Here is a 17731-nt window from a genome sequence, read left to right on the forward strand (position 1 = left end):
GGCAAGGGCCTGTGTTCACCAACCATGCAGTCTTGCGGCAATAATCACTCTGCCATGCTCACACCATTTCGCTCGATCATGCTGTGCTGTCTTGCATTTGCGCCGCCTGCTTTCGCCCAAAACTCCGCCCCTGACGTAGCCGCATCCCAAAATTCCATCGTTGTCACCGCGCAGCGTTCCGGTGCGCCGATGTGGACGATCGACACCGATAGCGGCACGATCATCCTCGTCGGTGAAATCCGCGCTGTTTCCAAATCGACCCCGTGGTTGCCGGATCGGCTCAAGGAAGCGACGGCGGAATCGCAGCGGGTGATCCTGCGGGCGGCGCCGAAATTCTCTCCCGGGGACGTGCTGCGCCTGATCTTTCGCGGCGGGCGCTTTACCAAATTGCCCGATGGCGCGGTGGCGGCGGATTATCTCTCGCCCGATCAGCGCGCGCGGCTGGCGGCGCTGGAGGCGGAATATGATGTCGATTACGATCGCCGTTCGCTGCTGATGACCAGCTTCGATCTGCTCGCCCGCCGGCTCGATTTCGATGACGAGACAACCGATGACGCCACCGATGTGGTGCGCAAGGCGGCGGACCGCGCCGATGTGCCGATCACGCGGCCCGAACGGTTCCGGGGCGAAGACCTGCTCGACAGCCTCGCCGAGGCGGACCCGGCGAGCCATATCCCCTGCCTCGAAGCGGCGATGGGTGCGACAGAGGCGGGGCAGGAGATCATCCGCGCTCGCGGCGATGACTGGCGCAAGTTCGACATTCCGGCGGTGATGGACAATCCGCTGGAGGTCGCGCTGGGCCGATGCTGGCCGTGGGCGGACGATGAGCTGGGAGAGGAGATCCGCGGCCAGTGGGTCGGCATGATCACCGATGCCTCGCGCGAACCGGGGGTGACGCTTGCCGTGGTGCCGCTGCGGGTGCTGGCGGAGGAGGGCGGCGTGCTCGATCTGCTGGAGCAAGAAGGTTTCGTGATCGGCGGCCCCGTCTGGCGCTGAGTGCGGCCGCCCTCGGTATTGACGGTATTTTCGTGCGAGGCGTTCGCAAAAGCTTGCCATCCGGCGGCAAAGCCGCTTTGAAAGCTCCTACGCAATTACCACGCCCCGCAAGAGGGCGGATCGAGGAGCAACAACACTATGCCGCACATCGGTGCGAACGGGCTTTCCTTGTTTTACGAGGATCACGGAAATCCCGAACATGAACCCATCCTGCTGGTCATGGGCCTTGGCGCGCAGCTGACGCTGTGGCCGGATGAATTCGTCGAGGCGCTGGTAGCGAAAAGCTATCGCGTGATCCGGTTCGACAATCGCGACATCGGCCTGTCCGACAAGATGGAAGGCGCGCGCGCTCCTTCGGTGCCATGGCAGGTGATCCGCCAGAAGCTCGGCTGGCCGGCCAAGGTGCCCTATACGCTGACCGACATGGCCGACGATGCCGCCGGGCTGCTCGATGCGCTCGACATTGCCCGCGCGCATGTCGTCGGCGCTTCGATGGGCGGAATGATCGCGCAGCTGATGGCGGTTCATCATTCGGACAAGCTGCTGTCGCTCACCTCGATCATGTCGACCACCGGCAATCCCAAGCTGCCGCAGGCGGAAAAGCACGCGATCGAGGCGCTGACAGCGCCGCTCAAATCGCTGGACGAGGATGTGGTTGTCGAACACGGCATAAACATCGGCCGGAACATCGGCAGCCCCGGCTTCCCGCCCGATCCAGAGCGCCAGCGCGAGCGCGTGCTCGCCAGGGTGCGTCGCAGCGTCTACCCGCCGGGTCTGCCGCGCCAGCTCGCCGCGATCATCGCCGATGGCGATCGCCGCGCCCGCCTGTCGCGCATCACCACGCCAACGCTGGTGCTGCATGGCGAGGATGATCCGCTGGTCAAGCTGGAAGCGGGGCAGGACACGGCAAAGCACATTCCGGGTGCCAGGCTGGTGACGATCCCCGGCTGGGGCCACGATCTGCCGATCGAGCTGGTTGACCGGCTGGCGAACGAGATCGCGCTGCACGCCAAGGCGGCACGGGCGACCACTCCGCTGGACTGAACCGGGGTTCCACTGTCGAAGCCGTAGCGGCGGAAGGCTGGGGAAAGCCCGGTCTACCGCCGTTTGCCCGGCCGCGCGCAACGCAACAAAGTTGCTGCATGCAGGGCGAAAGATTCAACGGTTGATTCGAAAGATTCAATCACCAAATTTTTCTTCACAGATTCAATTTGGGGCTTGCGCGACCCGCGACTCAGGCTTTCTCCACGCGTCGCGGCGTTGCAGCATGATAATACACCGCCTTCGCATGTCGAATCGTGGTTAATCTGCCGTTGACCGGACTCCCGCGCTGATTCATCATCTGGTGGTTCGGTTCGCAATGGACCCCCCAAAGATAGTGATTTCTCTCACGCCCAAGCTTCTGATGCGAAGGCGCGACCGGGGGAGGAGTCGCTGACAAGTCTGGGGATGCGCTGTGGATCGGGGATAGGTCGATGGACAAGTCCGGGGGCAATCTGGGGCCAGTCTGTCGATGAATAGGTGCAGAACAGAATCGGAACATGGCGCGCTATCCGCTAAAAGGGATCGCCAGACCGATTCGAAAGACGCGAACGGGGCTAAAATGGAATTCAAGGCAAGTGACGAAGTGCTGAGCGACGCAGAGACAGGCGCGCCAATCGCCACAGAAGAAAAGAATGCAAAGGCCGTTACGATGGAAAAGCCCGACACCGGAAGCGACGCCCTGATCGCGGCAAAGAGTGCGGAAGCGCTCGGCAACGCGATGGCCGCAGCCGCCAAGGAGGCCGCCCAGCCCGACAGCAAGAAGATCAACGATCGCCGGTTCGACATCCAGACCGACGAATCGCGCGATGCCAACCTCACCGAATTCGGCAAGGAAACGCTGACTGATCGTTACCTGCTTCCCGGCGAGAAGTATCAGGATCTGTTCGCGCGCGTCGCCGATGCCTATGCCGACGATCAGGATCACGCGCAGCGCCTGTATGATTACATCTCGAACCTGTGGTTCATGCCCGCCACTCCGGTTCTTTCCAACGGCGGCACCAGCCGCGGCCTGCCGATCAGCTGCTACCTCAATTCGGTAGAGGACAGCCTCAACGGCATCGTCGGCACCTGGAACGAAAACGTCTGGCTCGCATCCAAGGGCGGCGGCATCGGCACCTATTGGGGCAATGTGCGCGGCATTGGCGAACCGGTGGGCCTCAACGGCAAGACCAGCGGCATCATCCCCTTCGTGCGGGTGATGGACAGCCTGACGCTGGCGATTTCGCAAGGCTCGCTGCGGCGCGGCTCGGCAGCGTGCTATCTCGACGTTTCGCACCCCGAGATCGAAGAGTTCCTCGAGATCCGCAAACCGTCAGGCGATTTCAACCGCAAGGCGTTGAACCTGCACCACGGCGTGCTGCTGACCGACGAGTTCATGCAGGCTGTGCGCGACGGGGCCGAATTCGAGCTGAAGTCGCCCAAGACCGGTGAAGCTCGTGGCAAGGTCGATGCGCGTTCGCTGTTCCAGAAGCTGGTCGAAACCCGGCTGGCCACGGGTGAACCCTACATCGTGTTCTCCGACACGGTGAACCGCATGATGCCCAAGCATCACCGCGATCTGGGCCTGAAGGTTTCAACGTCGAACCTGTGCAGCGAAATCACCCTGCCGACCGGGATCGACCATCTCGGCAATGATCGCACGGCGGTGTGCTGCCTGTCCTCGCTCAACCTTGAAAAGTGGGACGAGTGGAACGGCGACAAGCGCTTCATCGAAGACGTCATGCGCTTCCTCGACAACGTGCTGCAGGATTACATCGACCGCGCGCCGGACGAGATGGCCCGCGCCAAATATTCCGCCGAGCGTGAACGTTCGGTCGGTCTCGGCGTGATGGGCTTCCACTCCTTCCTCCAGATGAAGGGGCTGGGTTTCGAAAGCGCGATGGCCAAGGCGCTGAACCTCAAGATGTTCAAGCACATCCAGGCCAAGGCATCCGAAGCGTCGATGCTGCTCGCACAGGAGCGCGGGCCGTGTCCGGATGCTGCCGAAATGGGCGCGATGGAGCGTTTCAGCTGCAAGATGGCGATCGCGCCGACCGCGTCGATCAGCATCATTTGCGGCGGGACCAGCGCCTGCATCGAGCCGATCCCGGCAAATATCTACACCCACAAGACGCTGTCGGGATCGTTCATCGTCAAGAACCCGTATCTCGAAAAGCTGCTCGACAAGAAGTCGAAGAATTCGACCAATGTCTGGAACTCGATCCTCGAAAAGGGTGGATCGGTGCAGCATCTCGATTTCCTCACGCCCGAGGAAAAGAGCGTGTTCAAGACCAGCTTCGAAATCGACCAGCGCTGGCTGCTCGAATTCGCTGCCGACCGTGCGCCCTATATCGATCAGGCGCAGTCGCTGAACCTGTTCATTCCGGCTGACGTGGACAAGTGGGACCTGATGATGCTGCACTTCCAGGCATGGGAGAAGGGCATCAAGTCGCTCTATTACCTGCGTTCGAAATCGGTCCAGCGCGCAGGCTTTGCCGGCGGGGTCGAAGCCGACAACACATCGGACGCGGCCAAGATCGAACTGATGGCGCAGGCCGGCGAACAGACCGATTACGAGGAATGTTTGAGCTGCCAGTGATCGCCCGATTGCTGTCACTGCTGATAGAGGAAAGCCCCCGCGAACAGGTGTTCGTGGGGGCTTTTCTTTTGATCGGAGGGCTTTTGATCCTTCCGTTCATGCTGTCATACCTGATCCAGCTTGCGCAGTGGGTGCACTCGGGTTGGTCCCATCATGGCTGATGGAAGATCGCTTGGCGGGCGACGCTCGGCCTGATGTCGATAGCCTGCGGTTGGATCGCTCTGCTGGGTGCGGCCAAGCTGTCGGTCTATGGTCTCGTGCGCGCGGGGATCATGCATGATCCCTGGCAGTCATAGCCCGAAGGGATCTTTTTTCAGCGACCCCTAGTCCCGATTTTAAAGTGCATTAAGGGGCTCTACCTAACCGTCAGGTCTATGAAAACACGCCAGTCTTCACGCAAGAAAATCAACTTGCCGGGCCGGTATATTTCCGGTTCGGGCGAATTGCAGGATGTCGTGCTGCGCGATCTTTCGCCCAGCGGCTGCCGTTTCGATCTCGGCTTGCGCCGACTGACGCAAGGGTCGCCACTGCAGATATATGTTGCGGGCACCGGGCCGCACCGGGGGATCGTCAAATGGGTTGCCGGCGGCGAGGCAGGGCTGGGCTTCCTCGTACCGCTGCCGGAAAGCCAGTTCGGCCGATTTCAATCGAGCCACATCCCCGACCCTGTCGATCGCAATATCGGCGTCGGCCTTGATGATATCGGCCAGATCAAGCCGCAGCGTTTCTGCTGACACGCATGACCTGCGCCGCGCCGGGCGCAACCCCCTCGCACTTCGCTGAAAATTGTGCCAGTCTCCCGATCGGGATCAGAGACGGGCGCAGGCGTGGATCGCTGCGTCATCGACGGGAGTACACGATATGACGCCGCAACTCTGGATCGGCATAGCGGGCACGGTGTTCGCGCTCTTCTTCATTCTCAACGGGATGCGCCTGTCAAAAGGGCCCGAAGGCCATGCCGCCAATGCCGGACGCCTGCACATCGTGATGGCGGGCACTTTCCTGCCGATCATGTGGATGGTGATCATGATGGGGTCGCTGTGACGACAACAGTAAGAATATTGGGAGCGGCGGCGCTTGCGCTGCTGCTGTCCGCCTGTGCGAGCCAGATTGATGCCGGGCTTTCGTCCGGCCCGGATGTGCCGGGTTTCTGGTGGGGGCTGTGGCACGGCTTCATCTTCCCGTGGAGCTGGATCGGCTCGCTGTTTTCCGATGACATCGCGGTTTATGCGGTGCCGAACACCGGCGGCTGGTACGATTTCGGGTTCTTCCTCGGCATTACCGTGCTGGGCGGGGGCAGCTTCTTCGGATCGAAGAAGCGTAACAATTAACCCGCCGAGTGCGGCGGGAGGGGTGATTAATCCGCCGGGCGCGGCGGGATGAATGCCCCTTCGGCTTCGACGATAACGACCTTGTTGCGGCCTTCGTTCTTGCCGCTGTAGAGCGCCGCGTCGGCCATTTCGAGCAACTCTTCGCGCGGCAGCATGATTGCCGCTGGGGCCACGCCGACGCCGACTGATGCGGTGACCAGCGAACGGTCGCTTTCGCACACCGGGGTCAGGGTCGCGGCGACGGTCTGGCGCACATCTTCGGCGATGGCACGGATCTTCGCGGCTTCGCGCTTGCGCACCGCACCGACGAATTCCTCGCCACCGTAACGCGCGACGATGCCGCCCGCCTCATCGAAAATGTCCTGCAGCGCGCTCGCGACCAGTTTCAGGCAATAGTCGCCTGACTGGTGGCCGTGGGTGTCGTTGAAGGCCTTGAAGTGATCGAGGTCGATCATCATCAGCGCGATCAGATCGTCGGCGCGGCCATGCTCGCCCGGAGCCACTATCTCGGTTTCGAACTGACGCTCGAAACAGCGGCGGTTGGCGATTCCGGTGAGCGGGTCGGTTTCCGACAGCAGCTGGAGCGAGTGATTGGCTTTGAGCAACTCGCGGCTGAAGATGCGGGCGCGCAGGTTCAGCAGGAAGTTGTGCTGCCGCAACCGTTCGAACCGTCCCGCCACCGGCAATGTGCCAGCAGCGGCGAGCGCGAAGACGACGACGGTATCGGCATAAAGCATCAGGAATTCGCTTCCGTGCAGCGCGATCACCCCGGTTGCGACGATGATCGCGGACGCGTCGAAAATCACGAGGCCGCGCAGGGAATAGGGCAGCATCATGTTGGCGATGCCCACCACAAGGATCGTTGCGAGCAGATATCGCGGCGCGAGATCGGGCGGCAATTGCAGGGCGAGGTGCACGATCACCGCGATGAAGGCGATCGGTGCGGCGCCCACGCAAAAGGCGAGCGCCTGTGTCCAGCCACGCGCTCCGGCGATCAGGCCAGCCAGCGTCAGCGGCGCCACCGCCACCACGCGCAGGATCGCGCCTTGCTCCAGCATGTCGGGATTGACGATGAGGTCGACCGCAATCGTCGCCATGCACAGCAGCAGGCCGAGCAGGAACAGGAAATGCTCCTCGCGATACAGCCGGTCGATCACTTCCTGGCGATAGAGTTCGGCAACCGCGGCGGGCCAGCGGCGCAAGGGCAGGCGTTCCTGGTCGATCGACTCGACCATGTCCGAATCGATCCCGGCAGGCACGTCCATTTCTTCCTCGGGCAGAGGCAGGCTTTCGAACGCGCCATCGGGGACAAGGGATTGCATCACGCCCATGCGCACCCGGTTAACTGCAGTCCTTTAATTTGGGGTTAGTGCGGGTGCTGGTGCGGATGCGTTTTCGAACCTTTCCGTTCGACTCGGATTTTGCACGGTTTATCCCCGCCGAATCATACCCGCTTGCCTTCGATTCCGTAGTTTGTTTCCCTACATAGGTAAGCCAACACGAACCGAAGGAACCACAAGATGTCGTTGCTCGAAGCCCGCAAGACCTACAAGCCGTTTGAATACCCGTGGGCCTACGACTTCTGGAAGCGTCAGCAGCAGATCCACTGGATGCCCGAGGAAGTGCCTCTGGGCGAGGATTGCCGCGACTGGGCGCAGAAAATCACCGATCACGAGCGCAACCTGCTCACACAGATCTTCCGTTTCTTCACGCAGGCCGATGTCGAGGTGCAGGATTGCTACCACGAAAACTACGGCCGCGTGTTCAAGCCGACCGAAGTGAAAATGATGCTTACCGCTTTCTCCAACATGGAGACGGTGCACATCGCGGCTTACTCGCACCTGCTCGACACCATCGGCATGCCCGAAAGCGAATACGCCGCTTTCCTCGAATATGAGGAAATGAAGGACAAGCACGATTACCTGCACCAGTTCGGCGTCGACACCGACGAAGACATCGCCCGCACGCTCGCCATGTTCGGCGGCTTCACCGAAGGGCTGCAGCTGTTCGCCTCCTTTGCCATGCTGATGAACTTCCCGCGCTTCAACAAGATGAAGGGCATGGGCCAGATCGTCAGCTGGTCGGTGCGCGACGAATCGCTCCACTGCGAAGGCATCATCAAGCTGTTCCACACCTTCTGCGAGGAACGCGGCTGCCTGACGAAATCGGTGAAGGAAGACATCATCGACATCTGCCAGAAGACCGTCCGGCTCGAAGACGCCTTCATCGATCTCGCCTTCGAAATGGGCCCGGTCAACGGGATGAGCCCCAAGGAGATCAAGAAGTACATCCGCTACATCGCCGACTGGCGCCTTGCCCAGCTTGGCCTGCAGCCGATCTACATGGTGGAAGAACACCCGCTGCCGTGGCTTGCGCCGCTGCTCAACGGGGTGGAGCACGCCAACTTCTTCGAAACCCGCGCCACCGAATATTCCAAGGGCGCAACCCGCGGCAACTGGAACGACGTATGGTCCAGCTTCGACAAGCGCCAGAAGGCCAAAGCCGTCAACGAAGACTGCGAAGCCGACGGTGGCCCGGATATGTTTGGGTCGGTTGAGGCTGCGGAGTAGGGGGGAGTGGCCACGCGTGCTGATCTCAAAGCGTGGGTGGTTGAGGCACTTCAATCTTTGGGAGCTGCACAAGTCCCAGATGTAGCAAAGTATATTTGGGACCACCATGAACAGGAACTCCGACAATCTGGAGACCTGTTCTACACTTGGCAGTACGCGATGCGATGGGAGGCCCAAAAACTTCAGCATGAGGGTCTCCTTAAGAAGGAAACCAAGGGCCGACTCTGGGTTTTGACCTAGGTTGACGCTGCTATCCATTACTCCCCTCCCGCCTGCGGGAGGGGAATCAGGCTAATCTACTCCCAACCCCAAGCTGCGGGCGGCATTTCCACTTCTTCGCCCAGATCAAATTCCACCCTGAACAGCCGGTCTTCCGGTGCGCCGCTTTCTACCGTGCGCTTGAGTTGGTAGGCATACACACCGCCTTCGGTTCCGGCGGGGTCGACTTCGACGGTCCAGACATTCGTAACCGATGCGGTGAGGCCTTCGCGTTCGAACATGGCCACGCTTTCCGCATCCACCGGGAAGCTTTGCGCGCGCGCCGTGCCCGTGTCGCCCCCGTCGATACTCTGCGCGGTGTCTCCGCCGTACATCGTCACCGCGTCGCTTTCGCCATCTTCGTGCCGATGATCGTGCTTCAAGCGAAGTCCACCCGCATCATTGCGCGTGATCAGCCAGGTGCGCGAACGATCCCATGTGCCGTCCGCCTGCCTTATGTGAAACGGCACTGCGATGCGATCATCGCTGCATTCGGCCACCGCCATCACCATTTCCGCGCCCGCCATATCGGCATCGGCGGCGTCATCGCTCACCAGCGCGCCCGCATAGGCCTTGCCGCAATGGCTCGACAAGGCGGCCCAGAATTCGTCCTGAGGAGAGGCGTCGGCGGTTTCCCCCGCACCATCCTCAACCGGGGCTTCACCCCCCGAACAGGAGGCGAGCGACAGGGCGGCAAGGGCAGCGCAGAGCGCCCGCGTGTGTGCGAATGTCTTCATGCGCCAGACGTAGCACAGCCGGGCATCCGCACAACTGCCCGGACAATCACGGCTTTGCCGCTTTCCCATGCCGCACCAATGCTCTACGCCAGAGGTGCAAAGGGTCGCGTCCAGTTCCAATTGGGGGGGAATGACGCATGACAGAATTGATCGGGCAGGCGACGAGCATCGAAGGTTTCGGCGCGGTGATGGCCGCCGCCGCCGCAGGGGAGCGGCCCAATTTCCGCCCCTATGAACCGCTGCCGCCCGGATCGCCGCGCGATGTCTTCATCACCTCATGGGCGAAAAGCGGCACCACCATGATGCAGCAGATGTTCCATCAGCTGCGCACCGGGGCCAGCGGCGGAGACATGGATTTCGACGACATCAGCCGCATGACGCCTTGGGATGACACCGCCTATCTGCTCGATTTCGACATGACGACACCGCAACGCGGGACGCCGCGCGGGTTCAAATCACACCGCGAATACGAACGCCTGCCCGCAGGCAACCGGTATCTGATCACCCTGCGCGATCCGGGGGAATGCTACGTTTCCTTCTATCGCTTCATCAATGGCTGGCACCTCAAGGACGGGTCCGTGCCGATCGAGGATTTCATGCCGTTGTTCATGGGCGGCGGGCCGGGCGGCTGCGATTACTTCACCCACATCCTCAGCTGGTACGCCCGGCGGCACGAGCCCGATACGCTGTTGATGACCTATCGCTGGGTGGTGAAGAGCAAGCCTGCGGCGATCCGGCGGCTGGCGGCGTTCTGCGATATCGAACTCACCCCGGAGATCGAGGCGCTGGTGCAGGAGCGGACGACGCGCGAATTCATGCACACTTACAAGGACCGTTTCGACGATGGCATGTTCTGCGCCGTGCTGGAGGAGAAATGCGGCATCCCTGCCAATTCGGATTCGAGCGAGGTGCAGGCATCGGGCAGCTCGCTCGACATGCTGCCGCCGGCGATCGCCGAGGAGCTTGACCGGATGTGGGCGGAACGCGTCACGCCGGTGACGGGCCATGCGGATTACGCCTCGCTCGCGGCGGAGGTGGATGCGCTGGCCGGTTGACGGAGATCGGGACGGGCGGATTTGATGTGAGTCAAATCTTTCGCGGCGACTCCGGCCTAGGGTTTTCTCACAATCCAAAGGGAGAACGCCTCAAATGTCCCAGCACACCCCGAACGAGCTGACCGAAATCTTCAAGCGCGATCGCGATCTGATCACCCAGTTGAAGCAGACCGATGCCCATTACGCCCGGCTGGCGGATGAATATCACGAGGTGAACCGCGAGGTGCACCGGATTGAGGCGGAGACCGAGGCGGCTTCGGACGAGCGGACCGAAAAGCTCAAGAAGCAGCGGCTGAGCCTGCTCGACGAAATCACGGTGATCGTGTCGCGGGCGCGCGCTGCTGCGGTCTGACGCTTTCCTACTGTCTGCGGCGCGGGGTAAGAATGCGGGGTAATGCCCCCGGTTCTTGTCCCCGCGATTGTTCCCACTGCGCTTGCGCCCTTGATGCCGCCGCTGTGCTTGCCGCGATACGGCGGGGCGGGTGACAGTTTGCGGCTTGAAACGCGACACTTTGACCTTGCGAAAAGTGACGCTTTTGCCCGTTTGGGTGACACTCTGCCGCCGGCGGGTGACACTTCGCGGCGAAAGGTGACAGTTTGCGCACGAAAGGGTGACACAATCGCGCTTTTTCTTCTGGACCGTGTTCCACCTGTTCCAGCCTGTAGGGAAAACGGGGCACCAGCGGGCCGATTGACGCACGTCAAAGACGGTTTGCGCAGGGCGTTTCATGGTCGAATCACGTCAAGGAAGGAGACCGCGATGCCCGCCGTTCAAACCGCACCACGCCGCCCGCAGGAACTGCATGAGGAATTCCCGCGCGATGCAAGGGTGCTGACTTTGCTCAAGCTGGCCGATGTGCAGTTCTGCAATCTGGCGGAGCGGTATCACGCGCTGGGCCGTGCGATCGGGCGGCTCGAATGCGAGGCGGAAAGCGCGTCGGACCTGTATCTGGCGCGGCTGAAGAAGCAGCGGCTGGCGCTGCTCGACGAAATCGCCGTCGTGATCGAGGAAGCCGAAGCGCGGCTTGGTGCGGGGGCTGCCCCCGCGATGGAAGCCGTTCCGGCGTAAGGAGTGACGGACATGAGACTGAAACGCCGATTGCCCCTTCCGCTCCCGCTGGCGGGTGTCGTCAGCCTGCACCGCTCCCGGGGGCGCGGGCGGCGAAAGGCAGCCGCATTGATCGGCGGCGCGCTGGCCGCGCGGCGGATCGTGAAAGCCTTTGCGAGGTAGCCCTCTCCCGGCCACCTCGCAAATCCTTGGGAGTGACGTCAGAGGCGAGGCGTCACTCTCATCACGCTTCAGAACAGGAGCGTTTGCGGATCGGGCATGGGTTCCTGCTTCTGCGCCTTGAGCAGGCTCAGCACGCTGCGCACGCCAACCCAGATTGCGATGACCGGGAACAGCAGGAAGCCGATGAGGACGAACATCAGGGCGCTGGCGATGATGCTGGCGAGGAAGCCGATCCAGAATGTGCGGATGAGATAGGTGAAGTGCGACGCGGCCCAATTGTCGCGGTTCTCGCCCTGCCACACATGCGCGAGCACAATGCCGACAAGCCCGGACACGCCGGTGATGAAGCTGCCGAGGTACAGCAGCGAGATGATGGTCGGCTGGTTGAGGTCGAAACCGGAATTGGGAGTGGTAGGTTCGGTCATGGCGAGATCCCCTGTGATGCCTGACGGAGCGATCAGTCTACGCAAGGCGCGCTTTGGAGCAAGCTCTTACTCGCACCAGTCGGGCTCGGTGCTGCCCCAACCGCTCCCGCCAGCCAGGCCGCGGTTAATCATCGTGTCGGCAAGGTACTCTCGCGAGCCGTCCGCCATAGTGCGGCGCACCGCGCGCAACTCGCGCCCGTACTGGTCGCGCGGGGGCGCATCGCCTCCGTCCCATTCGAATGCCCCTTGGCCGAGCCACTGGTGGAGTGCATCACGTGCCTCTATCGCGCGGCGGCTTTCTGCCGGGCAGGCTCCGTTCAATTCGGGTGCGTCGAAACCGGTCAGGCGGATACGCCGCTGCGCCTTGCTGAAACCGAGGATGAGCGTGTCACCGTCCACCACACAGCCCGGCTGGCTGCTGCCCCGTGCGCCGCACAAGGCAAAGCGATCATTGACGGTCTGCCATTCCGCATCGTCAGACAACGGGCGAAGTCCGAACCACCAGACCGCCATGACGATCAAGAGCAACACCGGCATTCGCCACACCAGCCACCAATTGCCCAGCGGGCTGCCCATGCGCGGGCGATTGCGCCTGAGCCGGGATCGGAAACGCGGTGGAGACATGAAGCGAGGACTAGCAGCAGCCGCCTTGCCGCTCCACTGCGGCGGCGCTGTCATCGACACATATGACAAAGGCCGCCCGGATCGCTCCGGACGGCCCTGAAATCACGTGCGGCTGCTGATCAGACGTCGGATGTCTCGCTAAGCGATCCGAAGCTGCCATCGGGGCGTTTAGTTGTTTCGCAGCTGCCTGCATCGACGTATTTCCAGGCGTTGCCCTGATAGTCGATAGTGCTGGTGCCGGCGCAGCTGGTGCCTGGCCCGGCGGCGCAATCGTTCTTGCCGGCGAGCGAGATGCCGTAGCACTTTTCCTTGGCAGCGGCTTCGGTGGCGGCGACTTCCGTTGCGCCTTCGGCATTTGTCGGGGCTTCGGCGCCGCCCGAACACGCGGCGGCAAGGCCGGCGAAGGTGGCGAGAGCGATCGATCCCTTGAAGCGAGTGGTGTTCATCGTGTTTCCTCCTAGACTAGATCGTGCGACGCTGCCTTGGGCCTGCGCGGCACACCCTTTGTTTCGCGCAGGCGAGTCGTTCGGTTACATGGATGGCGCGAAAAGTGTTGCGAGCCGTTTCCTCGTCACCGCTTCCCTCGCGCCCGCGAAGCGGCTAAGCGGCGCGCGACCATCAAAGAGCGGCTAGAAAGGCGCGCCGATAATGACTGCCCCTTCCACTCCTGCCGATCACTCGCTCGACCTGTCCAAGGCCGAGGTTCTGATCGAGGCCCTACCTTATTTCCAGCGTTACGCCGGGCGTACCTTTGTGGTGAAGTACGGCGGGCACGCGATGGGCAACAAACAGGCCGCGCGCGACTTTGCCGAGGATATCGTGCTGTTGAAGGCGGTGGGCATCAACCCGGTGGTGGTGCATGGCGGCGGTCCGCAAATCGGCGAGATGCTGGCCAAGCTTGGTGTGCAGAGCACCTTTGTCGACGGATTGCGGGTTACCGACGAAGCGACTGCCAAGGTTGCCGAAATGGTGCTCTCGGGTGCGATCAACAAGGAACTGGTCGGCTGGCTGTCCAATGCCGGTGGCAAGGCGCTGGGCCTGTCCGGCAAGGATGGCGGACTTGTCACCGCGCGCAAGGTGACGCGCACCACGAAGGATCCGGAAAGCCTGATCGAAAGCGTCGTTGATCTCGGCTTTGTCGGTGAACCCGCGATTGTGGACACGAGCGTGATCGACACCGCGGTTGCCGCCGGGATGATCCCCGTCATCGCTCCGATCGCAGGCGGCGAGGATGGCGAGACGTACAATATCAACGCCGACACCATGGCGGGCGCGATCGCCGCTGCACTGGGCGCGGCGCGACTGTTCCTGCTGACCGACGTTGCCGGTGTGCTCGACGGCGAAGGCAAGTTGCTGACCGACCTCGATCCGGCGGCGATTGCCCGGCTCAAGGAAGAGGGCGTGATCAAGGGCGGCATGGTGCCAAAGCTTGAAACCTGCGTTTCGGCGGTCGAATCCGGCTGCGAGGCGGCAGTGGTTCTCGACGGACGGGTGCCGCACGCGATGCTGCTTGAATTCTTTACCGCGCGCGGTGCGGGAACTCTGGTGCGCAAGAACGCGTCTTGATAAGGGCGCGGCCTGAACCAGTCGGGTTGACGCACCGCCAAGGCGTATTAGGTTGATAATACGCTCTAGCCACGGGAACACACATGCAAGGCCTTTTTCTGATTTCCGACATCGTCAGTATGCTCACCAGCCTGCTGATCATGCTGATCATCATCCAGTTCGTTATCAGCCTGCTGTTCGCCTTCAACGTGGTGAGCCCGACCAACCAGTTCCTGATGGCGTTCTACGATTCGATCCGGAACCTGCTCGCACCTGTCCTGCGACCGATCCAGCGGATCATGCCCGATACCGGTGCCATCGACTTTTCGCCGATCGTGCTGATCTTCGGCCTGCGCATTCTCGACGTCGCGATTTACCGCCTCGCGCTCAGCATTGCGTGAGGCCGGGATGAGCGCGACACGCATCGACGGAAAAGCCTTTGCCGCGCGCCTGCGTGAGCGCGTGGGCGAACGGGCGCTGGAATTTGCTAAGGCTGCCGGGCGCAAGCCGGGGCTGGCAGTGGTGCTGGTGGGCGATGATCCCGCCAGCCAGGTCTATGTCGGCAGCAAGGGCAAGGCGACCGTCGCCGCCCATATGAACAGCTACGAACATCGTCTGCCTGCCGATGCCAGCTCGGAAGAGCTGCTTGCGCTGGTGGAACAGCTCAACCGGGATGAAGCGGTGGACGGCATCCTTGTGCAGCTGCCGCTGCCCGGTCACCTCGACGAACAGAGCATCATCGCCGCGATCAGCCCGGACAAGGACGTGGACGGCTTTCACGTCATCAACGCCGGGCGGCTGAGCGTCGGTCAATCGGGGTTTGTTCCCTGCACGCCGCTGGGCTGCATGATGCTGCTGACCGATCGTCTGGGCGATCTGTCCGGACTCGAAGCCGTGGTGATCGGTCGCTCGAACATTGTTGGCAAGCCGATGGCGCAGTTGCTGCTCGACGCGAACGCCACGGTCACCATCGCTCACAGCCGCACCAAGGATCTGGCAGGCGTCGTTAAGCGTGCGGACATCGTGGTTGCGGCAGTCGGAAGGCCAGAGATGATCCGCAAGGACTGGCTGAAGGAAGGCGCGACCGTGATCGATGTGGGCATCAACCGTCTGGCCCCTGAACCGGGCAGCGAAAAGGGCCGCCTTGTCGGCGATGTCGCCTTTGACGAAGCGAGCGAGGTTGCAGGTGCGATCACCCCGGTTCCCGGCGGGGTCGGGCCGATGACGATTGCGGTGCTGCTGCGCAACACGCTTGTCGCCGCCTATCGCAACGCAGGCCTCCCAGTGCCGGAGGGCCTGTGAGGAAAGCGTGGGCCGCAATCGCGCTTGTCGCTCTTGCCGGCGCCATTGCCGCTTGCGGCGGGCCGCGGGTGCAGGGCCCTTCGAACCAGATCATCAACCGCGTTCTGGCAAATGCTCCGGGCGAAGCTCAGCCAAGCACGATTGTCGCCGCCGAAGTCGCCTTTGCCCGTGCCGCGCGCGAGCAAGGACAATGGACCGCGTTCCAGCAGTTCGCTGCACCCGGCGCGGTGATCCACGGCGCCAACGGGGTGATTGATGCAGGCACCTGGCTGCCCGCCCAGACTGATCCGGCGGAACCTGTGCAATGGGGCGCACGCATTGTCGTGATGAGCTGTGACGGTGCGACCGCAGTCAGCCAGGGGCGCTTTGTCATGCCCGAAGGCATCGTCGGCAATTACGTGACCGTATGGGCGCGCCAGCCCGATGGGGATTACAAATGGGCCTATGACGTTGGTGGCCCGGACGTCCCGCAACCTCCACCACGCACCGAAGTTGCGGATGGCGACATTGTTGTCACTGCGATCGATTCGATTCAGGGTCTGGTCGCCACCTGCCCGCGCGCCGGGGTTCCGATCCCTCCACCTCCTGCCATTCCGATTGGCGAAGACGGCGCGGCCAATGCGGTTCTGTCGAAGGACGGAACCCTCCGCTGGCGCTGGGAACACCGCGGAGACGGCACGAAATTCGTCTCGGCCGAGTATTTCTACCAAGGCCAATGGCTCACCGCGATCGAAGAAAGTCTTGCATCGCCGGGCGAAGGGTGATGAGGGGCGGCGATGCTGCCTGAACTCTTCGTCTCTGCCTTCGTTACCCTGTTCGTCGTGATCGACCCGCCGGGTTGTGCGCCGATCTATGCCGGGCTGACGAAGAATGCGAGCTCGGCGCAGGCGCGCAATATGGCGCTGCGGGCCACGGCCATCGCCGCGGTGATCCTGCTGATTTTCGCGTTCTTCGGCGAAACCTTGCTCAGCGCCCTGCATATCGAGCTCGACAGTTTCCGCATCGCGGGCGGGTTCATGCTGTTCTGGATCGCGTTTGAAATGGTGTTCGAAAAGCGCACGCAGCGCCGCACCGAGCGTGCCGACAAGGTCGCGCATGATCCGGAGATCGAGGACGTGTCGGTCTTTCCGATGGCCATGCCGATGCTGGCCGGACCGGGTGCGATTGCGGCGATCATGCTGCTGATGAACGAGGCTGAGACTCCCGCCGAAACCGTCGAGGTGTTCGCCGCGCTGGGTCTCGTACTCGCGATTACGGCGATCGCCCTCGTTGCTGCGGGACCGCTGATCCGGCTGCTCGGTGACAAGGTCGAAGCGGTGATCACCCGCTTGCTCGGCGTGTTGCTGGCGGCGCTGGCCGCGCAATATGTGATTGACGGGCTAAAGGGCAGCTTTGGGCTGTAAAGCCGCCCTCTGATTATTGCAGCGTCATGATCTCTTCGCTGCCGTCGCCTCGCCCATAGAATTGCATCAACTGGACCAGCAATTCGCAGCGGGTGCTTAGCGTCGGTGCCTCAAGTAATGCCTGTTTCGAAGCTGCATCGAATGGGGCGATTTGCGAGACGCCGTTGATCAATGACTGGTCGTCGAGCCGCTGAACCGAATCCCAATCGACGCTGTAGCCCTGGCTTGCGGCGAATTCGCGTGCCTCGCGCTCGAACCCACCGCGCTGGGCATGGGTCAGCGTCTCATCCGGATCGTCTTGGATCAGTTCCGCTTCGATCTGGCGGAACGCGGTCGTCACATCGAGTTCTGCCAGCATGCGGAACCGCGACACGCCCTCAAGGATGAGATTGTAGCGACCGTCCTCCATTGCTTCGACCTCGCCGATGCGTCCGACGCACCCGATCGTGTAGAGGGGGGAGCCTTCGACCGGGCGTTGTGGCTGGATCATCGCGATCTTTCGATCACGCACCAGAGCATCGCCCACCAGCGCGCGATACCGCGGCTCGAAGATGTGGAGCGGCAGCTGCAGGCCCGGGAACAGCACGGCGCCCGTCAGAGGAAAGATGGAAAGTCGCGTGGCCATCAGGACG

General features: G+C 62.3%; 23 protein-coding genes. 17 read left to right on the top strand and 6 right to left on the bottom strand.

Annotation, left to right across the window (positions count from 1 at the left end):
- Positions 1 to 54: 54 nt before the first annotated feature.
- The 7 genes from L1K66_RS03605 (at position 55) to L1K66_RS03635 (ending at position 5949) form a co-directional block, all read left to right on the top strand.
- Positions 55 to 996 carry a TraB/GumN family protein gene (locus L1K66_RS03605; protein ID WP_252259659.1) on the top strand — a complete coding sequence of 314 codons (942 nt, stop codon included), beginning with the start codon at positions 55 to 57 and terminating at the stop codon, positions 994 to 996.
- Between the two features lie 138 nt (positions 997 to 1134).
- Positions 1135 to 2040 (top strand): alpha/beta fold hydrolase, encoded by a 906-nt coding sequence (locus tag L1K66_RS03610; RefSeq protein WP_252259660.1) that lies wholly within the window; start codon positions 1135 to 1137, stop codon positions 2038 to 2040.
- Positions 2041 to 2599: 559 nt separating this feature from the next.
- The gene (locus L1K66_RS03615; protein ID WP_252259661.1) at positions 2600 to 4618 is read left to right on the top strand and encodes a ribonucleoside-diphosphate reductase subunit alpha; all 2019 of its coding nucleotides are present in this window, start codon (positions 2600 to 2602) and stop codon (positions 4616 to 4618) included.
- The gene (locus L1K66_RS03620; protein ID WP_252259662.1) at positions 4600 to 4779 is read left to right on the top strand and encodes a hypothetical protein; all 180 of its coding nucleotides are present in this window, start codon (positions 4600 to 4602) and stop codon (positions 4777 to 4779) included. Before L1K66_RS03615 ends, L1K66_RS03620 begins: the two co-directional genes overlap by 19 nt.
- Positions 4780 to 4992: 213 nt before the next feature.
- On the top strand, positions 4993 to 5352 hold the full coding sequence (locus L1K66_RS03625; RefSeq protein ID WP_256471483.1) for a PilZ domain-containing protein: 360 nt from the start codon (positions 4993 to 4995) through the stop codon (positions 5350 to 5352).
- 127 nt (positions 5353 to 5479) lie between these two features.
- Positions 5480 to 5662: a hypothetical protein gene (locus L1K66_RS03630; protein ID WP_252259664.1), complete on the top strand. Its 183-nt coding sequence runs from the start codon at positions 5480 to 5482 to the stop codon at positions 5660 to 5662.
- A complete protein-coding gene (locus tag L1K66_RS03635; RefSeq protein WP_252259665.1) occupies positions 5659 to 5949 on the top strand; it encodes an LPXTG cell wall anchor domain-containing protein in 291 nt (96 codons plus the stop codon). The genes L1K66_RS03630 and L1K66_RS03635 overlap by 4 nt, the downstream gene beginning before the upstream one ends.
- A gap of 26 nt (positions 5950 to 5975) precedes the next feature.
- On the opposite strand, the gene L1K66_RS03640 is transcribed toward L1K66_RS03635, so the two are convergent.
- On the bottom strand, positions 5976 to 7280 hold the full coding sequence (locus tag L1K66_RS03640) for a GGDEF domain-containing protein (RefSeq protein ID WP_252259666.1): 1305 nt from the start codon (positions 7278 to 7280) through the stop codon (positions 5976 to 5978).
- A 189-nt stretch (positions 7281 to 7469) separates the two neighbouring features.
- Between L1K66_RS03640 and L1K66_RS03645 the strand changes: the two genes are divergently transcribed.
- A complete protein-coding gene (locus L1K66_RS03645; protein ID WP_034956177.1) occupies positions 7470 to 8519 on the top strand; it encodes a ribonucleotide-diphosphate reductase subunit beta in 1050 nt (349 codons plus the stop codon).
- Between the two features lie 296 nt (positions 8520 to 8815).
- Here L1K66_RS03645 and L1K66_RS03650 read toward each other — a convergent pair whose 3' ends face one another.
- The gene (locus L1K66_RS03650) at positions 8816 to 9514 is read right to left on the bottom strand and encodes a hypothetical protein (protein WP_252259667.1); all 699 of its coding nucleotides are present in this window, start codon (positions 9512 to 9514) and stop codon (positions 8816 to 8818) included.
- Positions 9515 to 9651: 137 nt separating this feature from the next.
- Between L1K66_RS03650 and L1K66_RS03655 the strand changes: the two genes are divergently transcribed.
- The 4 genes from L1K66_RS03655 to L1K66_RS03670 all read left to right on the top strand — a co-directional run bounded on the left by L1K66_RS03655 (position 9652) and on the right by L1K66_RS03670 (position 11800).
- A complete protein-coding gene (locus L1K66_RS03655) occupies positions 9652 to 10569 on the top strand; it encodes a sulfotransferase domain-containing protein (RefSeq protein WP_252259668.1) in 918 nt (305 codons plus the stop codon).
- 94 nt (positions 10570 to 10663) lie between these two features.
- Positions 10664 to 10921 (top strand): YdcH family protein, encoded by a 258-nt coding sequence (locus tag L1K66_RS03660; protein WP_034956173.1) that lies wholly within the window; start codon positions 10664 to 10666, stop codon positions 10919 to 10921.
- Between the two features lie 408 nt (positions 10922 to 11329).
- Positions 11330 to 11638: a YdcH family protein gene (locus tag L1K66_RS03665; protein WP_252259669.1), complete on the top strand. Its 309-nt coding sequence runs from the start codon at positions 11330 to 11332 to the stop codon at positions 11636 to 11638.
- Between the two features lie 12 nt (positions 11639 to 11650).
- On the top strand, positions 11651 to 11800 hold the full coding sequence (locus tag L1K66_RS03670) for a hypothetical protein (RefSeq protein ID WP_252259670.1): 150 nt from the start codon (positions 11651 to 11653) through the stop codon (positions 11798 to 11800).
- Between the two features lie 68 nt (positions 11801 to 11868).
- Here the strand turns inward: L1K66_RS03670 and L1K66_RS03675 are convergent, their stop codons facing one another.
- The 3 genes from L1K66_RS03675 to L1K66_RS03685 form a co-directional block, all read right to left on the bottom strand.
- Positions 11869 to 12225 carry a DUF4870 family protein gene (locus L1K66_RS03675; RefSeq protein ID WP_034956172.1) on the bottom strand — a complete coding sequence of 119 codons (357 nt, stop codon included), beginning with the start codon at positions 12223 to 12225 and terminating at the stop codon, positions 11869 to 11871.
- A gap of 66 nt (positions 12226 to 12291) precedes the next feature.
- Positions 12292 to 12849, bottom strand: a complete 558-nt coding sequence (locus tag L1K66_RS03680) for a thermonuclease family protein (protein ID WP_252259671.1) — start codon at positions 12847 to 12849, stop codon at positions 12292 to 12294.
- 119 nt (positions 12850 to 12968) lie between these two features.
- Positions 12969 to 13295 carry a BufA1 family periplasmic bufferin-type metallophore gene (locus tag L1K66_RS03685; RefSeq protein ID WP_252259672.1) on the bottom strand — a complete coding sequence of 109 codons (327 nt, stop codon included), beginning with the start codon at positions 13293 to 13295 and terminating at the stop codon, positions 12969 to 12971.
- 202 nt (positions 13296 to 13497) lie between these two features.
- Between L1K66_RS03685 and argB the strand changes: the two genes are divergently transcribed.
- The 5 genes from argB to L1K66_RS03710 all read left to right on the top strand — a co-directional run bounded on the left by argB (position 13498) and on the right by L1K66_RS03710 (position 17099).
- On the top strand, positions 13498 to 14415 hold the full coding sequence (argB, locus tag L1K66_RS03690; RefSeq protein WP_034956168.1) for an acetylglutamate kinase: 918 nt from the start codon (positions 13498 to 13500) through the stop codon (positions 14413 to 14415).
- An 83-nt stretch (positions 14416 to 14498) separates the two neighbouring features.
- Positions 14499 to 14795: a YggT family protein gene (locus tag L1K66_RS03695; RefSeq protein WP_034956167.1), complete on the top strand. Its 297-nt coding sequence runs from the start codon at positions 14499 to 14501 to the stop codon at positions 14793 to 14795.
- Positions 14796 to 14802: 7 nt separating this feature from the next.
- Positions 14803 to 15696, top strand: coding sequence for a bifunctional methylenetetrahydrofolate dehydrogenase/methenyltetrahydrofolate cyclohydrolase FolD (folD, locus tag L1K66_RS03700; RefSeq protein ID WP_252259673.1), 894 nt, complete (start codon positions 14803 to 14805; stop codon positions 15694 to 15696).
- Positions 15693 to 16460, top strand: a complete 768-nt coding sequence (locus L1K66_RS03705; protein ID WP_252259674.1) for a hypothetical protein — start codon at positions 15693 to 15695, stop codon at positions 16458 to 16460. The genes folD and L1K66_RS03705 overlap by 4 nt, the downstream gene beginning before the upstream one ends.
- Before the next feature lie 15 nt (positions 16461 to 16475).
- Positions 16476 to 17099, top strand: a complete 624-nt coding sequence (locus tag L1K66_RS03710; protein ID WP_252260583.1) for a MarC family protein — start codon at positions 16476 to 16478, stop codon at positions 17097 to 17099.
- Between the two features lie 13 nt (positions 17100 to 17112).
- On the opposite strand, the gene L1K66_RS03715 is transcribed toward L1K66_RS03710, so the two are convergent.
- Positions 17113 to 17724, bottom strand: a complete 612-nt coding sequence (locus tag L1K66_RS03715; protein ID WP_252259675.1) for an LON peptidase substrate-binding domain-containing protein — start codon at positions 17722 to 17724, stop codon at positions 17113 to 17115.
- Positions 17725 to 17731: the final 7 nt, after the last annotated feature.

Source organism: Erythrobacter aurantius, assembly GCF_023823125.1.
GTDB lineage: Bacteria > Pseudomonadota > Alphaproteobacteria > Sphingomonadales > Sphingomonadaceae > Erythrobacter > Erythrobacter aurantius.